Source organism: Adlercreutzia sp. ZJ176, assembly GCF_011038975.1.
GTDB lineage: Bacteria > Actinomycetota > Coriobacteriia > Coriobacteriales > Eggerthellaceae > CAAEEV01.
Genome location: NZ_JAAKEC010000004.1, coordinates 1 through 23008 on the forward strand (window position 1 = coordinate 1; position 23008 = coordinate 23008).

General features: G+C 67.5%; 22 protein-coding genes. 5 read left to right on the forward strand and 17 right to left on the reverse strand.

Going from position 1 to position 23008, the window contains the following annotated elements; genetic code table 11:
* Positions 1-5 precede the first annotated feature (5 nt).
* Positions 6-608 (reverse strand): hypothetical protein, encoded by a 603-nt coding sequence (locus G7Y50_RS02725; RefSeq protein ID WP_165053983.1) that lies wholly within the window; start codon positions 606-608, stop codon positions 6-8.
* Positions 609-950: 342 nt separating this feature from the next.
* Between G7Y50_RS02725 and G7Y50_RS02730 the strand changes: the two genes are divergently transcribed.
* A complete protein-coding gene (locus G7Y50_RS02730; protein WP_165053980.1) occupies positions 951-1226 on the forward strand; it encodes a hypothetical protein in 276 nt (91 codons plus the stop codon).
* A gap of 41 nt (positions 1227-1267) precedes the next feature.
* Here G7Y50_RS02730 and G7Y50_RS02735 read toward each other — a convergent pair whose 3' ends face one another.
* The 7 genes from G7Y50_RS02735 to G7Y50_RS02765 all read right to left on the reverse strand — a co-directional run bounded on the left by G7Y50_RS02735 (position 1268) and on the right by G7Y50_RS02765 (position 8368).
* Positions 1268-2734, reverse strand: a complete 1467-nt coding sequence (locus G7Y50_RS02735) for an NAD(P)(+) transhydrogenase (Re/Si-specific) subunit beta (protein ID WP_255464099.1) — start codon at positions 2732-2734, stop codon at positions 1268-1270.
* The gene (locus G7Y50_RS02740) at positions 2734-4284 is read right to left on the reverse strand and encodes a Re/Si-specific NAD(P)(+) transhydrogenase subunit alpha (protein ID WP_165053977.1); all 1551 of its coding nucleotides are present in this window, start codon (positions 4282-4284) and stop codon (positions 2734-2736) included. Before G7Y50_RS02740 ends, G7Y50_RS02735 begins: the two co-directional genes overlap by 1 nt.
* A 121-nt stretch (positions 4285-4405) precedes the next feature.
* Complete coding sequence (locus G7Y50_RS02745) at positions 4406-5119, reverse strand: ABC-2 transporter permease (RefSeq protein WP_165053974.1); 714 nt, start codon at positions 5117-5119, stop codon at positions 4406-4408.
* Positions 5116-6141 carry an ABC transporter ATP-binding protein gene (locus tag G7Y50_RS02750; RefSeq protein ID WP_165053970.1) on the reverse strand — a complete coding sequence of 342 codons (1026 nt, stop codon included), beginning with the start codon at positions 6139-6141 and terminating at the stop codon, positions 5116-5118. The genes G7Y50_RS02745 and G7Y50_RS02750 overlap by 4 nt, the downstream gene beginning before the upstream one ends.
* Positions 6142-6227: 86 nt before the next feature.
* Complete coding sequence (locus G7Y50_RS02755) at positions 6228-6611, reverse strand: GntR family transcriptional regulator (protein WP_165053967.1); 384 nt, start codon at positions 6609-6611, stop codon at positions 6228-6230.
* Between the two features lie 239 nt (positions 6612-6850).
* Positions 6851-8038 carry an FprA family A-type flavoprotein gene (locus G7Y50_RS02760; RefSeq protein WP_165053965.1) on the reverse strand — a complete coding sequence of 396 codons (1188 nt, stop codon included), beginning with the start codon at positions 8036-8038 and terminating at the stop codon, positions 6851-6853.
* Between the two features lie 138 nt (positions 8039-8176).
* On the reverse strand, positions 8177-8368 hold the full coding sequence (locus G7Y50_RS02765) for a hypothetical protein (RefSeq protein WP_165053961.1): 192 nt from the start codon (positions 8366-8368) through the stop codon (positions 8177-8179).
* Between the two features lie 331 nt (positions 8369-8699).
* Here G7Y50_RS02765 and G7Y50_RS02770 point away from each other — a divergent pair, with 331 nt between their 5' ends.
* On the forward strand, positions 8700-9710 hold the full coding sequence (locus G7Y50_RS02770) for an RNA methyltransferase (protein ID WP_241156484.1): 1011 nt from the start codon (positions 8700-8702) through the stop codon (positions 9708-9710).
* 92 nt (positions 9711-9802) lie between these two features.
* Here the strand turns inward: G7Y50_RS02770 and G7Y50_RS02775 are convergent, their stop codons facing one another.
* The 5 genes from G7Y50_RS02775 to G7Y50_RS02795 form a co-directional block, all read right to left on the reverse strand.
* Positions 9803-11158: a sodium-dependent transporter gene (locus tag G7Y50_RS02775; RefSeq protein ID WP_165053959.1), complete on the reverse strand. Its 1356-nt coding sequence runs from the start codon at positions 11156-11158 to the stop codon at positions 9803-9805.
* A gap of 155 nt (positions 11159-11313) precedes the next feature.
* Positions 11314-12303, reverse strand: coding sequence for a diaminopimelate dehydrogenase (locus tag G7Y50_RS02780; protein WP_165053956.1), 990 nt, complete (start codon positions 12301-12303; stop codon positions 11314-11316).
* 286 nt (positions 12304-12589) lie between these two features.
* Positions 12590-12838, reverse strand: a complete 249-nt coding sequence (locus G7Y50_RS02785; protein ID WP_165053796.1) for a hypothetical protein — start codon at positions 12836-12838, stop codon at positions 12590-12592.
* 335 nt (positions 12839-13173) lie between these two features.
* Entirely contained in the window at positions 13174-14391 is a 1218-nt protein-coding gene (locus G7Y50_RS02790; protein WP_165053953.1) for a sensor histidine kinase KdpD, read from the reverse strand.
* Positions 14391-15122: a response regulator transcription factor gene (locus tag G7Y50_RS02795; RefSeq protein WP_165053950.1), complete on the reverse strand. Its 732-nt coding sequence runs from the start codon at positions 15120-15122 to the stop codon at positions 14391-14393. Before G7Y50_RS02795 ends, G7Y50_RS02790 begins: the two co-directional genes overlap by 1 nt.
* A 295-nt stretch (positions 15123-15417) precedes the next feature.
* Here G7Y50_RS02795 and G7Y50_RS02800 point away from each other — a divergent pair, with 295 nt between their 5' ends.
* Positions 15418-16221, forward strand: coding sequence for a C39 family peptidase (locus G7Y50_RS02800; protein WP_241156483.1), 804 nt, complete (start codon positions 15418-15420; stop codon positions 16219-16221).
* A 468-nt stretch (positions 16222-16689) separates the two neighbouring features.
* On the opposite strand, the gene G7Y50_RS02805 is transcribed toward G7Y50_RS02800, so the two are convergent.
* From G7Y50_RS02805 to G7Y50_RS02820, 4 genes are all read right to left on the reverse strand, one after another.
* Positions 16690-17472 (reverse strand): DUF1016 N-terminal domain-containing protein, encoded by a 783-nt coding sequence (locus G7Y50_RS02805; protein ID WP_165053947.1) that lies wholly within the window; start codon positions 17470-17472, stop codon positions 16690-16692.
* Between the two features lie 92 nt (positions 17473-17564).
* Positions 17565-18839, reverse strand: a complete 1275-nt coding sequence (locus G7Y50_RS02810) for a HipA domain-containing protein (protein ID WP_165053944.1) — start codon at positions 18837-18839, stop codon at positions 17565-17567.
* A 2-nt stretch (positions 18840-18841) separates the two neighbouring features.
* Entirely contained in the window at positions 18842-19060 is a 219-nt protein-coding gene (locus G7Y50_RS02815) for a helix-turn-helix domain-containing protein (RefSeq protein WP_206214744.1), read from the reverse strand.
* A 330-nt stretch (positions 19061-19390) separates the two neighbouring features.
* Complete coding sequence (locus G7Y50_RS02820) at positions 19391-20311, reverse strand: hypothetical protein (RefSeq protein WP_165056924.1); 921 nt, start codon at positions 20309-20311, stop codon at positions 19391-19393.
* Between the two features lie 216 nt (positions 20312-20527).
* Here G7Y50_RS02820 and G7Y50_RS02825 point away from each other — a divergent pair, with 216 nt between their 5' ends.
* Entirely contained in the window at positions 20528-21916 is a 1389-nt protein-coding gene (locus G7Y50_RS02825) for a threonine/serine exporter ThrE family protein (RefSeq protein ID WP_165053923.1), read from the forward strand.
* A complete protein-coding gene (locus tag G7Y50_RS02830) occupies positions 21913-22836 on the forward strand; it encodes a DMT family transporter (RefSeq protein WP_165053918.1) in 924 nt (307 codons plus the stop codon). Before G7Y50_RS02825 ends, G7Y50_RS02830 begins: the two co-directional genes overlap by 4 nt.
* The last annotated feature ends 172 nt before the right edge of the window (positions 22837-23008 follow it).

A 23008-nucleotide genomic window follows, 5' to 3' on the forward strand; every position in this document is an offset into this window, starting at 1 on the left:
TCCCGTCAGCCCTTCTCGGGCACGTTGAGCGCGGCCTTCAGCAGGAAGCCGCCGCCCGGCTCGTCGAAGCGCACGTAGGCCATGCGCTTGCGGCGGTTCACGCTCCCGACGGAGCGCTCATGCCCCATGAGCGGGCCGCGCGTCACCGTGAGCCTCCCGCCCTCGATGACGCCCTCGCTCGCTCGCAGGACGCCCTCGGCGTCGAGCGCCGAGGCGAGCCATGCCTGGACGTCCGGGGAAAGGGCCGCGTGCGCGGCCTTTCGGCCGCCCGCCAGCGCCACGGGGAACGACAGCCCCCCGAGCGCCCGCGAGAGCGCCCGCGCGTCGCGCGCGGCGACGAAGAAGTACCCGCGGAAGACGGGGTCGACCACCAGCCGCCACGAGCCCCGCTGGCGCAGGAACTTCTCGTAGCGCGGGGCGACGCAGCCCTCGGCCACCTCCGGCGAAAGCACGCTTGCGCACTTGGCGGCCATGGCCTCCTCATGCCCCTCGCGCACGCGCACCGCGTACCACCTGAGCGCACCCGGCGATGCGGCATGCGGCTCCCCCGGCGTAACCGCCGACGGGAAGCCGATGCACTCCGCAGGCTGGGCGCTCAACTCAGACACGCTCGCATTCTCCTCGCGGCCGAGCGTCACCCCATGCCGCGCGAGGCGGCGCTGAGCCCGCATCCAAGCTGGTGAGATAAAGTAGACTTTTTGTCAGGGGAAGGCTATCCTGAACGAGTTTGAAGAAAGGGCAGGTCAAGCGTTTTCGCATGAGGTCCCTCCAAGCTGGTTCCGGGGGTAGGCAAAAAGTCTACCTTTTGACGACCCTAAATCCGCCCTTGAGCTAAGTGACGCGATTTTCGCACCCAACGCAACGTGCGAAGTGAACGCAAATTTATTCAATTGCTTAGAATGAAACTAGAGTGTTTTTGCAGAAAAGAACAACCGGGCAAGGAGGGCGCCATGGAAGCCGCGTGCGAGGTCATCACCATCGGGAGCGAGGAGAGCTACGAGGATCTCAAAGAGGCCATGCGGGCGCAGACGTACTGGGTGCGCTTCTTCATGCGCCCCTGCTGCCCGGCGCCGGGCGAGAGCACGGCCCGCAGCCTCGCCGAGCGCCTCAAGTCAGAGATAGACGCGCGCGTCGACTTCACCGAGGAGCAGCGCGCCGACCTGAGGGGCGTCGTCGACGAGCGGCTCGCCTGGTACCTCGCCCTCCCTGTGCGCCACACCGCCTAGAGGCGGGAGGCGCGGCGCACCCACGGCGCACCCGCGGCGCGCTACAGCGCGGCGATGATGGCCTCGACGGACGCCTTCGCGTCACCGAGCAGCATGTCGGTGTTGTCGTTGAAGAACAGCGGATTCTGCACGCCAGCGTAGCCCGCGTTGCCCATGGAGCGCTTGGAGACCACCACACGCTCAGCCTCCCACACGCGCAGCACCGGCATGCCCGCGATGGGCGAGTCGGGCTCGGTCTCGGCGGAGGGGTTCACCGTGTCATTGGCGCCGATGACCAGCACCACGTCCACGTCCGGGAACTCGTCGTTGATCTCGTCCATCTCGTACACGCTGTCGTAGGGCACCTTCGCCTCGGCCAGAAGGACGTTCATGTGGCCCGGCATGCGACCCGCCACCGGGTGGATGCCGAAGCGCACGTCCACGCCGCGGTCGATGAGCTTGCGCGTGAGGTCGGCCACGGGGAACTGGGCCTGCGCCACCGCCATGCCGTAGCCCGGCGCCACCACCACGCGCTTGGCCTCCTTGAGCATCTCGGCCACCTCGGCGGGCGTGACCTCGGTGTGCGTGCCCATCTCGCGCGCCTCGCCGCCGGACTTCCGCGGGGCGCCGCCGCCGAAGCCGCCCAGGATGACCGCCGCGAACGAGCGGTTCATGCCCTGGCACATGATGTAGGACAGAAACGCGCCCGAGGAGCCCACCAGAGCACCCGTGATGATGAGCAGGTCGTTGCCCAGCGTGAAGCCGGCCATGGCCGCCGCCCAGCCTGAGAACGAGTTGAGCATGGACACCACCACCGGCATGTCGCCGCCGCCGATGGCCAGCACGAAGTGCGCGCCCAGCACCAGCGACACCACCGTGATGACGGCGATGGGCACCACGCCCTCGTCGACGCCGACCGTGCTCACCAGCCAGCCGATGCAGGCGAGGCACACCACGATCATGGCCAGGTTCAGGGCGTTGCGCCCAGGCAGCGTGAGCGGCTTGCCCGAGATCTTCGCCGACAGCTTCAGGTAGGCCACGATGGAACCCGTGAACGTCACCGCGCCGATGAAGATAGCGAGGCCCACCTCCCCCATGTGGAAGGCGTTCTCGTAGGCTCCCGTGCCCGGGTTGACCAGAAACGAGTTGAACCCGACCAGAACGGCGGCCGCGCCCACGAAGGAGTGCAGCAGCGCCACCAGCTCGGGCATGCCCGTCATCTGGACGCGCACGGCCTTGAACACGCCGACGGCGGCGCCCACGGCCACCGCGGCCACGATGAGCAGCGCCGTCAGGGGCACGCCCGCATCGTCGGTCAGGATGGCGACGGCCACGGTCGCCACCAGGGCCACGGCCATGCCGGCGATGCCGGACAGGTTGCCGCGCGCGGCGGTCTTCTGCTTGGACAGGCCCGCCAGCGCCAGGATGAACAGCAGCGCCGCCAGGATGTAGGAGAGCGTCTGGAAGCGCTCCAAGACGTCAAGCATCTCAGGGGACGCCAGCGCCCCCGCATACGCAAGGTTCTCCATCAGTCGTTGCTCCTCTCGAACATCTTGAGCATGCGACGCGTGACCAGAAAGCCTCCGAACACGTTGATGGACGCTATGGCCACGGCGACGAACGAGAGGGCCGCCACGACGGGGTTGTCCGACCCCACCAGCAGAAGCGCGCCCACCACGATGATGCCCGATATGGCGTTGGTGACCGACATGAGCGGCGTGTGCAGCGAGTGGGACACGCCCGTGATGACGTAGAAGCCCACGACGACCGCCAGCTCGAACACGATGAAGTGGCTCGCCATGTCAGAGGGCGCGGCCACGATCAAAGCGACGCCCAGAAGCCCCAGGAGGACCTTCCACCAGTGCTTGGCGAAGGCCGACTTCTCCGCCTTGGGCGAGGGCGCGGCGTCGCCCGCGGCCTCGACCGCAGGCTCGGCCTTCTGCGCGGGCGCGGCCGACACCTTCACCGGAGGCGGCGGCCACATGATGGCGCCCTCGAGCGTGACCGTCATGCCGCGCACCACCTCGTCGTCCATGTCCCAGACGGGGACGCCGTCCTTCGCCTTGGTGACCAGCTTCATGAGGTTCACGACGTTCTGGCCGAACAGCTGCGAGGACTGGCCGGGCAGGCGGCTCGGCAGGTCGTCGTAGCCCACCACCTTCACGCCGTTCTGCGTGGTGACCACCTCGCCGGGGCGCGACAGCGGGCAGTTGCCGCCGAGCGACGAGGCCCCCATGTCCACGATGACCGAGCCCGGGCGCATGGCGGCCACGGCCTCCTCGGTCAGGAGCAGCGGCGCGGGGCGTCCCGGCACCTGCGCCGTGGTAATGACGATGTCGCACTTGGCGGCCTGCTCGGCGTAGGTCTTGAGCACCGCCGCCTGCTCCTCGTCGGTGAGCGCCCGCGCGTAGCCGTCGGCGCTCTCCTGCTTGACCGGGATCTCCACGAACGTGGCGCCCAGCGACGCCACCTGGTCGGCCACCTCGGCGCGCACGTCGGTCGCGTAGACCTCGGCGCCCATGGACCCCGCGGCGCCGATGGCCGCGAGCCCCGCCACGCCCACGCCGATGACGTAGACCTTCGCAGGCGCCACCTTGCCAGCCGCGGTCACCTGGCCGCAGAACAAGCGGCCGAACTGGGAAGCCGCCTCAATGACGGCGCGGTTGCCCGCCACGTTCATCATCGACGAGCGCACGTCGAGCGCCTGGGCGCGCGAGATGCGCGGCACCATGTCGAGCGCCAGGGCCGTCATGCCCCGGCGCGCCAGCTCGTCCACCAGGTCAGGGCGCTGCCCTGGCGCCATGCGGGCCACCAGCGTCGCCCCGTCGCGCATGAGCGCCAGCTCGTGGGCGGGCGGCGCGTCCAGGCACGTCACCACATCAGCGCCCCACGCCTCCTCGGCAGGCACCACCTGGGCGCCCGCCGCACGGTACTGCGCGTCGTCGTAGCTGGCCCGCGCGCCCGCGCCCTCCTCGACGCAGACGTCATAGCCCAGCTTGACGAGCTTCTTGACCGTGTCAGGCGAGGCGGCGACCAAAGTCTGCCCGTCAAGCGGCTCCTTCGGTATGCCAATGCGCATAAAATCCCCTCTTTTCTTCCCCGAAAGAAAGCAAGCATCTCATGAGAGGCGCTCTCGCGCCATAAAGAGAAAATTTTAGCACCGAATGAGCCCGCCAGCCATTCCAGCTCGCGGAAGGTCGCTACAGCTCGCGGGAGCGGTACACGCGCAGGGACACCACCAAGCTCACCGCGTAGAGCACGAGCGGCACCACCACGAGGGCGGCGAACAGGCCCGCGAATCCGCCGTTGAAGAGCGACTCCAACCCGCCCGCGGGCAGAAGCCCGGCGAGCAGGCCGTTGTCGACGGCGAGGCAGAAGCCGCCCGCACCGCACAGCATCGCGAGCGGCAGCAAGCGCGTAGCAAGCGACATGCCGAAGCGCATGATGAGCGGCAGCGTGACGGCCGACGCCACCAGCACCGCCGCCGTGCCCATCAAGCCAGCGGCTACGATCATCTCGGGCGGGTTGTTCTCCAGAAGCAGGCTCTCGAGCGGCGCGCCCTGCCCCATCGCGCCGGAAAGCAGCGCCGCTGCGCCCGTGACGGCAAACGAGCACGCCACGCTCACCCCGAGCGACAGCGCGGTCACCAGAAGCAGGCTCGCGTAGCGCCCCGCCACCACGCCACGGCGGCTCATGGGCATGGCCAGGCGAAACGACTCCCACTTGTTTATCTCGTCATAAGCTGCGACGTTGAACATGAACATGAAGGGGATCATGACCGCAGCGCACGCTGCCGTGGCGGCCAGCGTTTCCACGGTGACCGCCAAAAAGAGGGAAACCGCCGCCATGATGCCGAGCAGCTGGATCAAGATGCGGCGCATGGTGGTCAAGTCAGATAAGATCATCGCCTTCATCGGGCCTCTCCCTTCAACATCAGCCTCATGTAGTCCTCGATGCCCACGCGCTCGCACGCCACCTTCGGAAAGCGGCGGGACAGCAGCGCGCGGTCAGGCACGAGCACCTCGTGCGCGTACGCGCCAGCCATGACGCGCAGGCTGCCCGGCGCGAACGTACCGCTCTCGACGATGGCCCGCGCCTGCTCGGCGCCGCAGCGCGCCACACCCGCTATGTCGCAGATCGCATCCACCGCGCAGTCGAACATCACGCGCCCCTTGTCGATGCACACCGCGTAGTCGGCGATTTTCTCCAGGTCAGACGTGATATGGCTCGACATGAGGATGCCGCGACGCTCGTCGGCCATGAAGGCGCGCAGGATGTCGAGCACCTCGTCGCGCGCCATGGGGTCGAGCCCCGCCGTCACCTCGTCGAGGATGAGCAGCTCGGGCGCGTGCGCCAGCGCGAACGCAAGCTGCAGCTTCATGCCCATGCCGCGCGAGAGCTCCTTCACCCGCTTCTTCGCGTCGAGGTCGAACTGGCGCGCGTACCGCTCGAACACGCCGCGCTCCCACGTGGGGAACGCGAAGCGGCCGACGCGCTCCACGTCGCTCACGCACAGCTCGCTCGGGAAGGGGCAGGTGTCGAACACCACGCCGATGCGCGCCTTCGCGCGGACGAGCGCCGCATCGTGGACTTGAGGAGCGGGACCCGCGGGGCTGGCGGGCGCGGGCGCGGTTGCGGGGTTGGCGGATGACGCGCCGCCCGTTGCTGCTGCGCCGTTTTCGTTCGCCATGTTTTTCGAATCTGTTGATAAATCCTCAGCTTCGGTGAATCCGCAGACGAGCTCGCCGAAGAGCGCGACGTTGCCCGCGCTCGGGCGGATGAGCCCGAGAATAGCCTTGATGGTGGTGGTTTTGCCAGCGCCGTTCGATCCGATGAATCCGGTCACGCAGCCGGCTGGCACACTCAGGCTCACGCGATCAAGCGCGAACCCGGGGTATTCTTTTGCAAGGTTCTCAACCCTGACGAGGTCGTACATGGTCATTCCTTTTCTGGACGTTTCTCGCAATGCAAGAATGTTTCACGTGAAACATTCGTTCGTGAACCACAACGCACTTCGGCGCCCTATGCGCCGGGCGTGTCTTCGGCCAGCACGTCGAGCATGTCGTGCAGGTCGCGCACCGTCACCCCCGCCGCCAGTGCGTCGGAGAGCGCCTGCTCGAGCAGCTCCTCCACGTGGCGCAGCCGCTCCTCGCGCAGAAGCTCGAGGTTACCGCCGGCCACGAAGCTGCCCTTGCCGTGCACCGTCTCGATGAAGCCGAGCTCCTCGAGGTCGGCGTAGGCGCGCTTGGTGGTGATGACGCTCACGTGCAGGTCGTTCGCCAGCGTGCGGATGGACGGGAGGGGCGCGCCCTCGTCCAGCTCGCCTGCGAGGATGGCGTCCTTTATCTGGGTCGCTATCTGCTCGTAGATGGGCTTGCTGCTCGCATTCGAGATGATTATCTCCACGTTGCCTGCCTTCTCCGTAGTGCGTTTTTTGTAATGCGTTGCGCGAATTCGCTCGCACAGCCCCGCGCGTTGATCAGGCGCACGATAACTGTGCATATCATGATATATACACTATATACACAGTATGCACAGTTAGCAAGAGGCAACCACGAATAATTTTTGCCAAAGCCCCTTGAAGCAAAGGAGGCGCCCCGGCATATTGCCAGGGCGCCTCCGCTTGCGCTAATGTCCGATGCCCGCTACTTCCCGAGTCCGGCGAGAACGGCCTCGTGCAGCTGATTCAAGCCCTCCTCGTCTTCGGTCCACTGGCGCGTCAGCGTGCCGAAGGCCAGCTCGAAGCCGCACTTCTCCAGCGACTCGGCCACCTCGTCCGGGCCGTTCTTCCCCCAGCCGAACGAGCCGAACGGGATGCCCACGCGGCCCGGCCAGCCGCCCTTCGGCGAGAGCCCCTTCAGGTAGCACAGAAACGCCGCCACCGTGGGCATCATGCCGTTGTTGAGCGTGGGCGAGCCCACCGCCACGTACTTCGCCGGCAGGACCTCGGTCATGATGTCGGAGATGTGGTTGGCCTTCAGGTCGAACAGGCGCGTCGGCGTGCCCGCCTCGATGAACGCCTCGACGATCTGATGCGCCATGGCCTCGGTGGTGTGCCACATGGAGTCGTACACCACCACCGCGTACTCCTCGGGCTCGAGCGAGCTCCAACGCGCGTACTCCGCCATGATCTCGGGCACGTGGCTGCGCCAGATGACGCCGTGGCTCGGCGCGATCACGTCGATGTCGGCGTCGGCGAGCGCCCCGAGGGCGCGCACCACGTGGCGCGAGTACGGCATCACGATGTTGGCGTAGTACTTCTTCGCCTGCGCGAGCACCTCGGGCAGGCCCACCTCGTCGTCGAAGTGCTTGGACGAGGCGAAGTGCTGGCCGAACGCGTCGTTGGAGAACAGGATCTTGTCGTGCGGCGAGTAGGTGACCATGTTGTCGGGCCAGTGCACCATCACCGTGGCGGTGAACTCGAGCGTGCGCTTGCCGATGCAGAGGGTGTCGCCCGTCTTCACGGGCACGTACTCGTAGGCGTCGCCGTAGTGCGCGGCAAGGCCCTTGAGCCCGTGCGGGCTGCTCGTGACGATCTTCGCGTGCGGCGCGCGCTCCATGATGGCGGGGATCGCGCCCGAGTGGTCCTGCTCCACGTGGTTCGACACCACGTACTCGATGCGCGCCGGGTCGATGATGTCGCCGATGCGCTCGATGAGCTCGTCGGCGAACTCGGGCTTGCAGGTGTCGATGAGCGTCACGTGCTCGTCGAGGATCAGGTACGCGTTGTAGGTTGACCCGCGGTCGGTGGTGTAGCCGTGGAAGTTGCGCTCGTTCCAGTCGATGCCGCCCACCCAGTACACGTCGGGCTTGATCTCAAGTGCTCTGAGCATGTGGTCTCCTTCTCGAAAGGGCCGTCGTCGGTGTGCTTGCGCCGCATTGTAGCGCCCAGAAAGCGCAAAAGCCGCCTCCCTGAGGAGACGGCTCCGAATAATCAGAATGAGCAGGCTGCGATGAGCCCGCTTCGTCCCTTACGCGGCGCGGAAGAAGCTCTTGAGCAAGCTGGGACGAGACATGATCCGGGCCTTGGCCTTCAGGTCACACCCAGCGCCGCGGCCGAGCGCCTCAACCTGGTAGTCAGGCAGGTTCGCCTCGATGGCGCGCCCGACGTGCTGGTTGACTTCCCACGCGTTCGCCTTTGCGACGATCAGATTGGCATTCATGGTGAATGCTCCTTTCTGGAACGTTTGCCCGTTGCCTGCGGGCGGTTGACAGTGCCGCGCTTCCTTTGCGGTCGCGCAAGGCTACCATAGAACCGCCGTGTTTTGAAGCGGTAAGCCGAAAATTAGCGCGGAGTCAAATTCCCGTTACCTTTTCATCAGACTTCCTCCACAGGACGCACCGGCCCTCGCGGATACGTGGCCCCAGAGACTGGTTTAGAATGGGAGCTGCCGGCGCGCTTGCGGGCGCGAAACCCGCGGGGCCGCGATGCCGCAGGCGCAGCCCCGCCAGCCAACCGTCGCGCACCAGCCGGCCCGACCACGAAGGAGCACCATGCCCGTCATCCGCTTGACTACCCTAGACGACGCCCGCCTCGCGCCGTTCTCGCGCATGACCGACGCCGAGCTGCGCGACGCGCGCCAGCTGGTGGGCCTCGCACGCGCCGTCGACGCGCAGGCCCGGGCTGCGGCGGACGGAGCGGGCGGGGCGGACGCGGTTGCGGTTGCGGGCGCGGAAGCGGACGGAACGGACGCGGTTGCGGTTGCGGGCGCGGGCCGCGCAACGCACGCGGCGCGGGCCGCCGACCCCAACCGCCTCGCGGACGGCCTGTTCATCGGCGAGTCGAGAAACGTGATCGAGCGCGCGCTCGCGGCCGGCATCGAGCCCTTCGCGCTGCTTGTGGAGGACTGCTGGCTCGACGCCACGCGCCCGCTCATCGAGCGCCTGCTCGCGCGCGACCCCTCGCTGCCCGCGTTCGTCGCCACGCGCGAGCAGATGCGCGCGCTCACCGGGTTCACGCGCACCCGCGGCGCGCTCGCGGCCTTTCTGCGCCCGCCTCTGCCCCGCGCACAGGACCTGCTCGCCGGCGCGCGACGCGTCGCCGTGCTCGAGGACGTCACGAACTACACCAACGTCGGCGCCATCTTCCGCTCGGCAGCCGCGCTCGGCGTGGACGCGGTGCTCGTCACGCCTGCCTGCCACGACCCCTTCTACCGCCGCGCGGCGCGCGTGTCGATGGGCACCGTGTTCCAGGTGCCGTGGACGCGCATCGGGAGCGGCCGCGACTGGACGCGCGAGGGCCTGCCGCTCCTGCGCGCGGCGGGCTTCACCACCTGCGCGCTCGCGCTGTCGGACGACTCCGTCCCGCTGCAGGACCGCCGCCTGCACGCCTGCGACAAGCTGGCCCTCGTGCTGGGGACCGAGGGCGACGGCCTCGCCCCCGCCACCATCGCCGCGTGCGACTACACGGTGCGCATCCCCATGGACCACGCCGTGGACTCGCTCAACGTGGCCGCCGCCTCAGCCGTGGCGTTCTGGGAGCTCCGCGTGAGCCACCGCGACTGAGCGGGCCAAGCACGCTGCCGGGGCCGGACGCAGACCGAACGCAGGCCGGACGCCCGCGTAAGGCCGCGCGCCGCCAAGCGATCCCGACAGCCCTACCCGATGCCTCCGTAGAAGATCCCGAGCACGATCACGAGCGCAGTGATCCCCACGAACACGTACTTCGGCAGATAGTCGAACCAGGCGCCCAGCGGCTTGTCATGCCCGAGCTGCGCCTGCTCGCGCGCGAACCCCTTCGGGCACACCCAGAAGAACATGATGGCGGCCAGAAGCGCGCCGGTGGGCATCACGTAGATCGACACCACGTCCATCCACGTCGACACCACGTCTCCGCTCTCCAAGAACAGGCCCACGCCCACGGCGACGACGGCGATGATGCCCACCGCCACGCCGCGCGAGAGGCCGAACTGCGCCTGCAGCGCCTCCACCGGCGCCTCGAACAGGTTCATGAGGCTCGTGACCGCGGCGAACGTCACTGCGATGAAGAAGATGACCACGAAGATGCTCCCGAACGGCATCTCCTGGAACACGCTCGGCAGCGTGATGAACATGAGCGGCGGGCCGCTCGCCACGTCCAAGCCGAACACGAACACGGCCGGCACCACCGCGCACGCCGCCACCATGGCCGCCAGCGTGTCGAAGATGGCCACGTTGCGCGCCGACGTGACCACGTCGACGTCGCGCTTCAGGTAGCTGCCGTACACGAGCGTGCCGTTGCCGGCGATCGACAGGCTGAAGAACGCCTGGCCGAGCGCATACACCCAGGTGGTGGGGTTGGAAAGCGCCTCCCAGCGCGGCACGAGCAGGTACTCGTAGCCCGCGCTCGCGCCCGGCAGCGTGGCCACGCGCACCACCACGATCACGAACAGCACGAAGAACGCCGGCATGAGCACCTTGTTGATGCGCTCGATGCCGCGCGAGACGCCCAGGATCATGACGGCGAACGTCACCGCGAGGCCGAGCACGTGGAAGCCCACGTTGCCGAACTCCGACGCGATGCCGCCGAAGAACGCGCCCATGCTCTCCTGGGCCATGAGCTGGCCGTCGAACGACGCCACCAGGTAGTTGAACGCCCAGCCGAGCACCACGGCGTAGCCGATGGCGATGGCGAGCGAGCCGAGCGTGGGGATGAGGCCGATGGCCTTGCCGATGCCGCGCGCATGCGCCACGCCGCGCTTCTCCAGGGCGAACGCGAACGCGCCCATGGGGCCCGTACCCGCCGCGCGGCCGAACGCCATCTCGCCGATGACGCCCGTGAACCCGATCAAGACCACGAACAGCAGGTACGGGATCAGAAACGCCGCGCCGCCGAGCTCGGCCACGCGATACGGGAACAGCCAGATGTTGGCCATGCCCACCGCGCTTCCCACGCACGCCAGGATGAAGCCCGTGCGCGTGGCGAAGCTGTCGCGGCTCCCCTTCCGCTTAGTCTCACTTATTTCCTCAGCCATTGCTCACTCCTTCGAAAACGCAAGTCGTTCCATGATACGACAACTGAGGAAAAACGCACCCCGCGACCTTCGCCTATTTAGCAGGCGCGCCAGGGCGCAAGAGCACCCAGGCGCGTCTTGGCGCAACCCCTCCGCGGAAAAACCGCGAGACGCGCTCAGAGCATGTGTGCGCGCAGCTCCTCGGGGGTCTGGGCGCTCAGGTACGCCGGCGCGATGTCGAAGATGGTCTTGCAGCCGCGCGCGCCCTCCTGGCTCAGGCGGTGCGCCGCGCGCGCGAAGGCCACGAGCACGCTGCCCGTGAACTCGGGGTTCGAGTCGAGCTTGAGCGAGAACTCGATGACGTGGGTGTTCTCGCCATCTGCGCCCGTGGCGCCCGTGCGGATGACCGAGCCGCCGTGCGGGATGCCCGCGTGGTCGCGGTCGAGCTCCTCCTTGCTGATGAACGTCACCGTGGTGTCGTAGTCGGCGAAGTAGTTGGGCATCTCCACGATGGCGCGCTCGATGGCCTTCTCGTCGGCGCCCGGCTCGGCCACCACGAAGCACTCGCGCGTGTGCTTCTGGCGCGTGGTGAGCTCAGGGTTCTCGCCGGCGCGCACCGCGGCGAGCGCCTCCGGCACCGGCACCGTGTACTGGCGCGCGTCCACCACGCCGGGGATGCGGCGGATGGCGTCGGAGTGCCCCTGGCTCACGCCGCGGCCCCAGAACGTGTAGTCGGCGCCCGCGGGCATGATGGCGTTGGCGTACAGGCGCGACACCGAGAACATGCCCGGGTCCCAGCCCACCGAGATCACGGCCACGTGCCCGCTCTCGCGCGCCGCCTCGTCCACCGCGGCGAAGTGCGCGGGGATGTTGGCGTGCGTGTCGAACGAGTCCACCACGTTGAACAGGCGCGCGGCGGCCGGCGTCTGCTCGGGCAGGTCGGTGGCGCTGCCGCCCGCGAGCACGAGCACGTCGATGTCGTCCGCATGCGCCTCCAGGTCGGCCGCCGGCCAGACCGCCACGCCCGCGGTGCGGACCTTCACGCTCTCCGGGTCGCGGCGCGTGAACACCGCCACCAGCTCGGTGTCGGGGTTCGCCGCACACGCCAGCTCCACGCCGCGGCCGAGGTTTCCGTATCCCAAGATGCCAATGCAAATGTTGCCCATGAGGTTCTCCTTGTCCATCGCTCAAACTCAAAGGGGAGGCGCCGGCAGCCCGCAAGGGGCGCGCCGCCGAAGCGCTCTGCGCGAAGAGGGCCCCGGCGAGCTTCGCCGCCCGAGGCTCCCTTCTCGGATTTCCAGATGCAGGAGGCGGGGCGTGCGCCCCGCCGCGAGCAGTATACGCTGCCGCGAGCGCGCCGCAGCGAGCGGCGCGGGCAGGCGCACGAAAAAAGCCCCTCGCGAGCGAGGGGCTTTCAGGCTTGCCAAACGCGGGCTTACTGGCTGCGCGGGCTTACTGGCCGGGAGCCTTCGGGGCCGCAGGGGCGCCGGGAGCCGCAGGAGCACCGGGGGCGCCAGGCGCGCCGGGCGCCGCGGGGGCGCCGGGGACGGCCTTCTCGCCGTTGAGATAGGGGGTGAAGTCGCACTTGCAGAAGGGGCAGGACTTCAGGACGAGGCCGCCCATGGCCTGGATCTTCTTGCCGCACTCGGGGCACTCGTTCGGGCCGCCGCCCGCGGATGCATCTGCCGGTCTAAAACACATAATCCGTTCTCCTTTCGGAACCAACCTCAGCGCGGCACCGCTTCCGTTTGAGCCGTGCCTCGCCCGCCAACGCAGGCCGCCGTGGCGCGCATGACGCCGGCGTGACGCCGAAGGCGCATGCCGATCATGCCAGCCTGCCGATATAGGCAAAGCTTATGCCCTCGCGCGCGCGAACGCCTCCCGAAGCGCCCTGAATTCCGCGAACGGTCATCCCCGAAGGGCATGAGCGGACGCGAACGCCACCGCGCGCCAGAGGCGCCCGCCCCACGCGACCGCCACCGCACGCCAGAGGCGCCCGCCCCATGCGAACGGGGCACCCCACCACCCGCGCTCCCTTAGAGCAGCGCGATGGTGAACGTGGTGACGCCGCCCGCACTCTCGGCGCGAATGCCGCCGCCGTGCGCGATGACGATCTCCTTCGCGATGGCGAGCCCGAGGCCCGCGCCCCCGCCGCCGGAAGCGCGCGAGGCGTCCTCGCGGTAGAACTTGTCGAACACGCTCTGCAGGTGCGCCTCGGAGATCTCGCGACCTTCGTTGGAGACGGTGAGCAGCCACGCGTCCGTCACCGCGCTGCGCCGTGCGCGCAGCTCCACGACCGTGCCTTCGCTCGCGTAGGCCACCGCGTTGCGCAGCATGTTGCCCACGGCGCGCGCGAGTTTGTCCGGGTCGACGAAGAACGTCTCGTCAGCGGGCGCCTCCACCCTGATCTCAAGCCCGCGGGCCTGCGCGTCGGGGTAGAACGCCTCGGCGACCTGCTCGCAGAACAGCTGCACGTCGACGGTGGCGCGCTCGATGGGGATGGCCTGCAGGTTGTAGCGCGTGATCTCGAAGAACTCGTCGATCAGGCCCTCGAGGCGCTCGGCCTTCCCCAGCGCCACCGCGGCGTACCGCGCGCGCGTCTCGCTTGGGAGGTCGGGTGCGTCGGCGAGCAGCGACAGGTAGCCCACCACCGAGGTGAGCGGGGTCCTCACGTCATGCGCGAGGTAGGCCACCAGCTCGTTCTTGCGGCGCTCAGCCGCCGCGGCGGCGCGCTCGTCGGCAAGCGACGCCTCGCGGACGGCGTTGAGCTCGCCTTGCACGATGCTCAAGCTCGGCGAGAGCGCCACGGGCCTCTCGCGGTCGGCGATGAGGCCCGCCACCGCGCCCGCGAGCTCGTCGAAGTAGCGCAGCGAGCGGTTGACGCTCAGAAGCGCCGCCACGATCACGCCGCCCAGGTACACGGCGAGGGCAACGGGGACCTTGAGCGCCTTGAACGCGTTGTAGACCCCCAGCTGGCGCACGTAGTAGAGCTGGTCGTCATCAGACCAGATGACCTGGTAGTCCGAAGGGGTGGTGCCCTCGCTCTCGAGGTACGCGTTCATCTTCTCAACGGACACCTTGGTCCACGTGGAGGTGTGGTCGGCGATCCAGTTGCCCGCCGCGTCGAGCACGAAGGCGTCAAGCATAAGCGCGATCAGGGCGAACGCGAGCGTGAAGGCGCCCACGTGGATGAGGATGCGCCTGAAGAGGTGGCGGCGTAGCGCGCGCGTCTGGGCGCTTTGCGCGGCGGCCATCACGCGCCCCCGCCCGCGCCGGCCGCCAGCTTGTACCCCACGCCCCACGCCGTCTCGATGAACGGAGTCGAGGCGTCCACGGCGGCCAGCTTCTTGCGCACGTGGCGGATGTGAACCATCACGGTGTTGGCAGCCGAGGCGTCGTAGCGCTCGCCCCACACCTCCTCGAAGATGTCGCGCGTGGACACCGGCGCGCCCGCGCGGCGCGCGAGGAGCGCCAGGATGGCGAACTCCTTCGGCGTGAGGGGAAGCGCCTCGCCGTGCAGCGCGGCCTTGTGCGCCCGCAGGTCGACCTCGATGCCGCCCGCGACCACCACGTCGGGGCTTTCGCGCGCAGCCTGGTCGCGGCGCGCGCGGCGCAGACGCGCCTTCACGCGCGCCACCAGCTCGCGCGGCTTGAACGGCTTGGTCACGTAGTCGTCGGCGCCAAGCGTGAAGCCCACCACCTGGTCGGCTTCCTCGTCGCGCGCCGTGAGGAACATGATGGGGACCTCGGAGGCGGCCCGCATGCGGCAGCACAGCTCGAACCCGTCCATCCCGGGCATCATGACGTCGAGGATCACCAGGTCGAACGGCTGCTCTTCGAAAAGCTCGAGCGCCTGGCGCGCGCCGTAGCACGCCTGCACGCGCATGCCCGCGTCGGCGAGCAGGCTGGCCACCAGCTCGGCGATGGCCGCCTCATCGTCGCACACGAGCACGCGCGGCGTGTCTTTGTCCACCTGCGTTTCCATGGGTGCATCTTAGCGCGGAATCCGCCGCAGGTCCCCGCCCGCGCGCAAGCCCCATGCGAAGTTAAGGAAATATCAACAAGCGCTTAAGCAATGCTCAGCTTTCGCTATGGGAACGTTAAGGGGCGCTTCGTCCATCATGGAGCCGACGCGCAGGGCATGCGCCGGCGTAACCTATCCCTACCCCGCATTCCTCCTCCTCGTGAGCAGCGGAGCCGAGGGCCCCGCCTCCCGCAAGCGCCGCGCATGCCGCGCGTTGCCCAAGAGCAGCGAAGATGCGGGTCGGAAAGGACGAGGCATGGACGAGACCAAGATCACGCATGCGCGCCGTCAGGCGGGACGCGTCGTCTACACGGCGGAGGACCCCTTCCCCGCCCCGCGTCCCTTCGAGCGCGCCGCCTTGCGCGCCCGCCGCGCGCCGCGGCGCATCTTCTCGCGCCGCCCTTCGCGCCGTCGCCTCACCGCCCGTGCGCTGTGCATGGTAGCCGCCGTCGCGCTCGTGGTGGTGGCGATCACAGGCGTGCTCATCGTGGCGAGCACGCTGCAAGCCGACCTCGCCGCAAGCGCCAACGCCCCGGCGACGGCGAGGAGCACGCCGCGAAGCGCATGGAGGGAGGGCGAGGTCCCCTTCCTCTACCAAACCGACGCGGAGTGGGCGAACGCCGCATACGCAGGCGGCACCGTAGCCGAGAACGGGTGCGGGCCGACCTGCCTGTCCATGGTTTACGTGGCGCTCACGGGCAAGACCGACCGCGACCCCGCCGCGATGTGCTCGTTCTCGCAGAACGGCGGCTACGTCGTAGAAGGCGAGACGAGCTGGGAGCTCATGACCGACGGCGCACGCCAGATCGGCCTGCGCTCGCACGAGGTGCCGGCCGACGCGACCGCAATCACCGCCGAGCTCGAGGCCGGGCACCCCCTGATAGCGAGCGTCCGCCCCGGCGACTTCACCGCCACCGGGCACTTCATCGTGATAGCCGGGACCGACGGCGCCGGCAACCTCACGATCCACGACCCCAACAGCCCCGAGCGCAGCGCCCAGTCCTGGCCCGTCGCCCGGGTGATCCCCCAATGCGCCAACCTCTGGGCCTTCGAAGCATAACCGCGCACAAGGGCAACAAAGATCGGGGTCGCTTCTTCCCCTGTTGAAGGGCTTATAGCAACTTTAGCAACTGTAGTAACTGTAGTAACTGTAGCAACTGTAGCAAGAATAGCAGCGCTAGATGATGGCGTGATGCGCCTTTTCCCTGCAAACTGGCGAGAAGTGATTATTCGTGCTAATGGCGCTCACTGATTTCACGATTGCGCGCACCCGTTTGCGCCGATATGCGCACCTAGGCCGATAAGCCGTTTTTACCAATGTGCTCGCTTCCTAGAAACAGCACAGAGACGGGGGCTAATACAACAAACACAGGGGTATTGACCCTGTGTTTCGGCATAAAGCACTGTGTGCCATTTGGCGCCGTGGCCCTTCGTCACATGCCGGTGGCGCACGCAGCGGCGCTCGTCGCCGTCTACCGGCTGCTTGGCTACCACGTCGTCCGCGAGAGCGAGGATGGATAGGACTCTCCTACAACGCGGAATTCTCCCGATCGTTCGCACTGTCCCCGGGCGACCCTAATGCCCTGCGTTCGTTTGCCTCTATCGTCCGGCGCACCTGATCCTCCAGCTGCTCCTCGTCGGGCAGATCCAAGAACTCCAGCACATAGGGGTTGCGGACGGCGTCCTTGGGCTCCTGGTAGACCACGCCCTTGTTGGCGAGCGCCAGGATGTCGCCGCGCCGCGCGTCGTCGCGTGCGTTGAGCGTCCGCTCGAACAGCATGCTGTTCATCTGGCGACGAAGCTCCCGCACGCTCCATCCGGAGTTTGCCGCCTCGCGCTCGTAGAAGGAGCGCTTGATGTCGTCGTCCAGATCCAATAGCTCGCAGTAATGCGACCATGTCAATTTAACAGACAGCGTCTGTTGTTTCTGATGAGTGAGATAGAAGCGACGCATGTACTGGAGGTTCGTCACCGAAAAGCCCTTACCAAGTCGATCGGCGAGCAGCTTGGAGAGCCGTCGAAGCGTGCCTTCTCCGTACTCCGCCCTGTCACGCCCTCCCTGCTCGTAGACGACAATCATCCTGCCATTGTTCCAGTACGAAAGCAGCTGGTCTACGTTGACGTGGCGCGCCGCCGCATTGCGAGCGCTGTCGATGGATCGTTCGATCGCGTCCGCGAGCTCCTCAAACGATGGGTGCTCTCCGATGTTGCCGGCATCCTCCTGGATATTCCAGACGCTGTCTGGAATATCCACCATCAGCTCGTTGTTCTTGCTGGTATGCGACATTCGCCCTCCGACTTTCAGATTCACGTTAAACGCCAGCACCCCAGCTTGTCAAATCGTATCGACGCTGGGCCCTGACGAAGCCCTGTGTCTCGCGCGGACGCAGGCGCACTGTCCCGCTATATCCTCGAGAGCACCTCCAAACGGGGATAGACCTCCTCTTGAAGGTCATCCGCTATATGGGGCGCCGCCGCAAACCCTTGCTCCCCCAGGACATCGCCTTCGGTGCCGAGAGCGGCTGTGGCGCGCTCCTGAAAGTCTTTCACCACAGTTCGCATCAGACGAACGTTGACGCCCATCTGCTCAGCCAGGAGGCGGAAGTCGGCGGTTTCCACCTCGGTTATCTCCATATGGCTTCCTATGGCCATGCCCATGGTCGAGGAGAACCGAGCGAAGTAGGTGGTGCTCACCAAATCATAGGCAGGCGCCAGCTGGAACGACTGCCAGTTGGGCGCATAGAGGATCGAGATGTTCTTCAGATGGTTATCGCAGTTGCCGATAAGGTAGTTGAACAGCACGAGGCGCACGAGATTCGCGATGTCTTGGGCCGGCCCGGCCGAGTTCTGTCGGAGGAAGGCGGCAAGGGCAGCGGCGGTGCTCGGCTCGAGCTGGCGGTACTTCGCGGCGGGCACGATGGCGAACGCCTGGGCGATGTCCTCCTGGTGACGCCGCAAGGGGACACCCATGCCGTCAACGGTCTCGTCGGTGCTGAGCAGCCGATCATAGCGCTCCACGCAGATAATGGGCTGCGGAGGGTTGATGAGCGAGGTTTTAGCCGCCGGCACGCCGCATGCCCGGGCACAGGCTGAAGACAGGTGCTCGACCGTCATCAGGTCACGCACGTCCTCTCGAGCGAACTTGACGATGTAGTTCGAAGGGGCGCCGCCCAAAGGCTGATACCAACCTTCGTCAAGCGGAGCGGTAGAATCATGGAAGAGCCCGCACTTGCTCTGGGTGCCAGCCAGCGAAAGGCGTGCCAACTCAACAGAGGCGTCGATCTTTCCCGGCTTTCCCGCCATAGACGTGACGTCTTGCAGAGTGAGAGCCTCGTAGGCGCGCTTGCGCTGGTAGGCATCTGGGTTGATGACGATGTCACCCAAGCAGTCCAATCCGCAGCTTCCCAGCATGGTGAAGTAGTCGGTGGTGAGCATTCCCATAGCACGACAGAGGTTCTCGAGCGCCTCGCCTTCGGGCAGGAGGCCCTTGAAGTAGGGCAGCAGCTCCTCTTCCGTGAAAGGTTCGGGGCGAAGGGGGAGCGACAGTGACACAGCGGCGGCATCGCTGCGGCTCAGGTAATTCACGTCGTAGAGAAAGCTCGTGACGCCGTTTTCACGCACAAGCCTCCCCAAGGGCACAGGGCCTTCGGGACAGTCGCGGTAGACGATGAGCTCCAAGTTCACTCACCTCGCTTTGCGAGAACCACATCGAACCCAAGGGTGTTGATGACGTTCAGGGCCTTCGCCAGCTCGGTGGTAGGCTTCCCGTTTTCCAGGTTCGAGACGAACGAAAGACTTACGGCACAAAGATCAGCCAGCTCAGTTTGGGTCAGATTCTGTCTCTTGCGCTCTGCGCGGATAGCGGCTCCAATGTCGCTCGCGGTGCTGACGAGGATCATGACAGGCTCCTTCATTTCTGCGTACGCCGTAATTATGCCACGGATGATGGAAATTTCTGCGAACGCAGCAATAGAACAAAAGAACCGAACTCAAAAACCAGGGAGGCAGCCGCCATGGACAACCCCTTCACCCCGAAAACGGCACGCGCGCGACGGTGCTTGCGCGCCGCCGCAAGGCGCAACTGGCTCGAGTAGGTCAATCCGCCGAAGAGCACCTTAACGGCAGATGCGGCGAATGAGCCGGTCATCATGCGTGGGAGCGCAGACGCGGCTGCCTCAAGCCGCTGACGGCGGCCTTTCCCGTCGTCAGCACCAACTGTTGCGGATTTGCTAGCGGGTGAGCAGGAACACCAGCACTATCACGAGCACCACGATCACGGGGACGGCGATCTTCACGACCAGCGGGAGGCCCGCCCACAAGCCCATAAGGCCGCTTCGAGGAGCGGCGTACTGGGCGCGGCCGCTCATGACGCCGCCGGAGAACCCGACGCCGCCCTGGCGCGGCGCGCGCTGGGAGCCGCGATGGGCCGAGCCGCTGTCGGGCACGTCAGAGAAGCCCTGACCGGCACGCGAGTGCCAGCGCGTGCTGGTGAAGCTGTCGTCAACCGCAGCGCGCGGGCGGTCGCGGTCGTCGGCGGAGTAGCCCACCAGTTCGCCCTGCTCGTTGAAGGCGCGCGAGTCGATGCTGCCGCGCGCGTCGATCACCTCGCGATTGCCCGCGCGGGCACGCCGCGACTCCGACAGCGCGTCACGCTGGGCGCGGGCGCGCTCATAGCCCTCCATGGACGAGCGCGTGCGATCATAGCTTTCCTGCGTGGACAGCGGCGGCACCACGCGCGTGCGCGGGCGCGCCACGCGGCCGGCCTGGGTCTGCATGCCCTGGCGCTGCGCCTCGGCCTCGCGCTCGGCTGCACGGCTGGCCTCGCGCGCGGCGCGCTGGGCGGCCAGCTCCACCTCGCGCTCACGGCGGTGCGCCTCGAGCTCGGCGCGCTGGGCGGCGCGGACCTGCGCGCGCGACGCGCTCTCCTGGTACACCTGGGATACCGCCTGCGAGTACATGCGCGCGTTGCGCGCGCGCTCGGCGTCCTGGGCGGCGTATGACTGCAAGATGCTGTCGCGCGAGGGACGTGAGGTCACCTTGCCGCGCGAACCGGTGGGTCGCTGCTGCGCGCCCACCTCGGCGCCGTCTGCCCGACGCGCGCCCTGGGGGTTCCCGCCCTGAGTGTAGTGTTCTTCGGAATACATGCCCACGAAAGCCAACCTCTTGTTCGTATGATGTGCGTTTACCTGCTGTTGTCTTTGATGAGATTGAAGGTGACTCCATTATAAGCACTCCCGCGCACCCGCGGGAGACGCGTTATCAGATTCGCATATTATGCAGGCGCGCGGCGTAGCGCGGCGCAGATTGGGAGCGCAAGCACCGCATGCGCGGGCAATGCGCGCGGCGCACACGGTATAATGCACGCCATGAAGCCAACGACGCATACCACGAGCAACGTCGCCAACTCACCCGCGCCGGCGGGAGAGGCCAGCCGCGCCTCCGCGCCCGGCCACGCTCCTGCTGACGCCAGCTCCGCGCCCGCATCTGCCCCCGCATCCGCACCTGCGTCCGCACCCGCATCCGCCCCCGCGAGCGCGGTGCTCCCCTGCCTGCTCGATATCGGCGAGCTCATGCTGATCGCCGGCGCCGACGTGAGCCTCGTCGAGCGCACGCTCGACCGCATGGGGCATGCCTACGGAGCGCGCAAGATGCACGCGTTCGTGATCACCGCCGTCATCATGGTCACCATGACCAACCCCGACGGCACCGAGGTCACGCTCACGCGCCGCATCGACACCAAGGGCGACACCAACTTCGGCAAGCTCGAGAAGCTCAACCGCCTCGCCGAGGAGTGCTGCGCGCACCCCGTGCCCAAAGACGAGCTCAGCCGCCGCACCAGCGCGATCGCGCGCGAGCCCTTCCCGCGGCGCGCCCTGTACGCAGGCGGCGTGCTCGCGGCGGGGAGCTTCGCCATGTTCTTCGGCGGAACGCTGCTCGACGGCGTGGTCTCGGCCGCGTTCGCCGTGCTCATCTGCTGGCTCATGGAGCACTTGAAGCCGCTCTCCCCCAACAACATCGTGTTCAACTTCGCCGCCGCGCTCGTGGCGGGCCTCGGGATCGGCATGACCGCGCGCGTGGTGCCCGGCGTGTCGGTCGACATGGTCATGATCGGCGACATCATGCTGCTCATCCCCGGCATCGCCATGACCAACGCCGCGCGCGACATGCTCGCCGGCGACACCGTCACCGGCGTGATGCGCCTGGTAGAGAGCTTGCTGTGGGCCATGGCGCTGGCGCTGGGGTTCATGGCGGCGCTCTGGCTCACCGACGTGAGCGCGCTCTCGGCCGCAGTGCGCGACACGGGCCCGCTCGCAGACGCGATCATCCAGCTCGTCGTGTCGCTGCCCGCCTCAGCCGGGTTCGCGCTGCTGTTCAACCTGCGCGGGCCGCTCGTGATCCCCGCGTCAATCGGCGGCGTGCTCAGCTGGGGCATCTACCTCGCGTGCGGCCAGGTCATCGAGGGGATCTTCTTCCCCTGCCTCGTCGCGTCGGCGTTCTCGGCCGTCTTCGCCGAGCTGCTCGCGCGCCACTACCGCGCGCCGGGCGCCCTGTTCTTCATCATCGCCGTGATCCCGCTCGTCCCCGGGCGCGGGCTGTTCTACACCATGGACGCCGCCATGCGCGCCGACTGGGCGGCCTTCTCCGACTTCGCCCTGCTCACGCTGCAGTTCGCGCTCGCCATCGCCGTGGGCATCTCGGTGGTGTGGGCCGTGCGCGAGGTCATGCGCCGACTTGAGGAGGCGCGCCGCGCATGAGGCCGAGCCCGCTCGCCAGCGCGCTGCTCGTGTTCGCGGGCGGCGCGTGCTACGGCGCGATGGCGCCCGTCATACGCGTCGAGTACGCCGCCGGCTTCACCTGGCAGCAGACCACCGCCGGACAGGCCACCTTCGGCCTGCTTCTGTTCGCGGCGCTGCTCGCCGTGCAGCTCGCACGCGGGAGAAGGCTCGCGCCCGTGAGCGCGTCCGGCGCGCTCAAGCTGGTCGGTACGGGCATGACCACGTGCTGCACCTGCATCTTCTACTCGATATCGCTTTCGTACCTGCCGGTGGCGGTGGCCATCACGCTTCTGTTCCAGTTCACCTGGATCGGCCTCGTCATCCAGATGCTGGTCACGCGCACGCCGCCGCGCGCCACCGAGCTGGCCGCCGCGGCGCTGGTGGTCGCGGGCACGCTCCTGGCGAGCGGGCTGCTCTCCTCCGAACTCGAGGTGGACTACCACCCCGTCGGCGTGGCGTGCGGCCTCGTCTCGGCCGTGAGCTGCGCGCTGTTCATGTTCTTCTCGGGCCGCGTCGAGACCGAGATGCCGCCCGTCCAGCGCGGGCTCATCGTGTGCGCGGGCGCGGCGCTTCTGGCCAACGCCGTGTGCCCGACGTTCATACCGGGCGACACCATGGCGGCGATCGCGCCGTACGGCCTGGTGCAGGGCCTCTTCGCGCTCTTTCTGCCCGTTATCCTGTTCGGGCTGGGCACGCCGCAGCTGCCCTGCGGCATCTCCACCATCCTGGCGTCGGCCGAGCTGCCCTGCTCCATCATCCTGACGTTCCTCGTCGTCGGCGAAGGCGTCGACGCGCTGCAGGCCGCCGGCGTGGCGACCATCCTCGCCGGCGTGACGGTCTCGCAGCTCCCCGCGCTGCGCCCGCTGCTCGCAAGGGCGCAAAAGGCGCGGGGCCGCTAACTGCGGATTGCGAAGCCCCGCAAGAAAAGCAAGAGCTCACTAGCAGATGGCAGAAACAATCACGCGCGGGCAACGGAGCGTCGCCCGCGTCACCGCGCTCGCCTTCGCACCATTCAGTCGCGACAACTGCCATCAGTTACAGACAGAACGCCTATTCAGCAAGGAAAACATG

What these genes read in the sequence shown, in the direction of transcription:
- G7Y50_RS02730 (WP_165053980.1), top strand. Translation starts at nt 951, where the DNA reads ATGGAAGCCGCGTGCGAGGTCATCACCATCGGGAGCGAGGAGAGCTAC.
- G7Y50_RS02735 (WP_255464099.1), bottom strand. Translation starts at nt 2,734, where the DNA reads ATGGAGAACCTTGCGTATGCGGGGGCGCTGGCGTCCCCTGAGATGCTT.
- G7Y50_RS02740 (WP_165053977.1), bottom strand. Translation starts at nt 4,284, where the DNA reads ATGCGCATTGGCATACCGAAGGAGCCGCTTGACGGGCAGACTTTGGTC.
- G7Y50_RS02745 (WP_165053974.1), bottom strand. Translation starts at nt 5,119, where the DNA reads ATGAAGGCGATGATCTTATCTGACTTGACCACCATGCGCCGCATCTTG.
- G7Y50_RS02750 (WP_165053970.1), bottom strand. Translation starts at nt 6,141, where the DNA reads ATGTACGACCTCGTCAGGGTTGAGAACCTTGCAAAAGAATACCCCGGG.
- G7Y50_RS02760 (WP_165053965.1), bottom strand. Translation starts at nt 8,038, where the DNA reads ATGCTCAGAGCACTTGAGATCAAGCCCGACGTGTACTGGGTGGGCGGC.
- G7Y50_RS02765 (WP_165053961.1), bottom strand. Translation starts at nt 8,368, where the DNA reads ATGAATGCCAATCTGATCGTCGCAAAGGCGAACGCGTGGGAAGTCAAC.
- G7Y50_RS02770 (WP_241156484.1), top strand. Translation starts at nt 8,700, where the DNA reads ATGCCCGTCATCCGCTTGACTACCCTAGACGACGCCCGCCTCGCGCCG.
- G7Y50_RS02775 (WP_165053959.1), bottom strand. Translation starts at nt 11,158, where the DNA reads ATGGCTGAGGAAATAAGTGAGACTAAGCGGAAGGGGAGCCGCGACAGC.
- G7Y50_RS02780 (WP_165053956.1), bottom strand. Translation starts at nt 12,303, where the DNA reads ATGGGCAACATTTGCATTGGCATCTTGGGATACGGAAACCTCGGCCGC.
- G7Y50_RS02785 (WP_165053796.1), bottom strand. Translation starts at nt 12,838, where the DNA reads ATGTGTTTTAGACCGGCAGATGCATCCGCGGGCGGCGGCCCGAACGAG.
- G7Y50_RS02790 (WP_165053953.1), bottom strand. Translation starts at nt 14,391, where the DNA reads ATGGCCGCCGCGCAAAGCGCCCAGACGCGCGCGCTACGCCGCCACCTC.
- G7Y50_RS02795 (WP_165053950.1), bottom strand. Translation starts at nt 15,122, where the DNA reads ATGGAAACGCAGGTGGACAAAGACACGCCGCGCGTGCTCGTGTGCGAC.
- G7Y50_RS02800 (WP_241156483.1), top strand. Translation starts at nt 15,418, where the DNA reads ATGGACGAGACCAAGATCACGCATGCGCGCCGTCAGGCGGGACGCGTC.
- G7Y50_RS02815 (WP_206214744.1), bottom strand. Translation starts at nt 19,060, where the DNA reads ATGATCCTCGTCAGCACCGCGAGCGACATTGGAGCCGCTATCCGCGCA.
- G7Y50_RS02825 (WP_165053923.1), top strand. Translation starts at nt 20,528, where the DNA reads ATGAAGCCAACGACGCATACCACGAGCAACGTCGCCAACTCACCCGCG.
- G7Y50_RS02830 (WP_165053918.1), top strand. Translation starts at nt 21,913, where the DNA reads ATGAGGCCGAGCCCGCTCGCCAGCGCGCTGCTCGTGTTCGCGGGCGGC.